General features: G+C 67.1%; 1 pseudogene. It reads left to right on the forward strand.

Annotated elements, in window-relative coordinates:
* Positions 1-425: 425 nt before the first annotated feature.
* A pseudogene (locus BN358_RS27635) lies at positions 426-614 on the forward strand (SPFH domain-containing protein); the annotation flags it as partial.

Here is a 614-nt window from a genome sequence, read left to right on the forward strand (position 1 = left end):
CTTGCGGCGACAGCGGCAGCTGCGCCGGCCTCCGCCATCTCACATGCACGGTCCGCAGAAGACTCTCCCATGCGGGTCGTCGGCCGCGTTCAGGATCGCGCGGACCGCTGCCTCGACCCAACCCGTTCCTGGCGGCACCAGCCCAAACCGGGCATGCGCGCTCATCGAGCTGCGTGACCGTCAGCGTCGGCCTCTGACCACGATGCTCTTGTAGATGTAGGCGGCAAACTGAACTACTTGTCGGGCGGGACTGAGCAGCTTCCGAGCGGCATCGACGCCAGCAACCGGACCACCGCTCCAAACTGTGAGCCGTCCCGCCTGCGCCTTGTCGAACCATCGGTCGGGCTCCTCGCCGTGGGCCTCGGGCCGCTACCCTTGTGCTTGGTGGAGCACCGTCGACCGACACGAACCCAAAGGGGGGCTCAATGGGTCTGCTAGCCGCGGCCTCAGATGCGATGGGCGGTGTTCTCGGAGACCAATGGATGGACTTCTACACCGTCCCCGAGACCGTTCCTCCCACGGCAGCACTGTTCGCGGCTGTCCCGCGCGCTGTTGTCGCTGGGCGCGGTGCGAACACGGCGGCCAACCCCCGGTGTCATCTCCAATGGCAGCCG

Origin of the sequence: Sedimentibacter sp. B4 (assembly GCF_000309315.1) — a bacterium.
Classification (GTDB): domain Bacteria; phylum Bacillota; class Clostridia; order Tissierellales; family Sedimentibacteraceae; genus Sedimentibacter; species Sedimentibacter saalensis.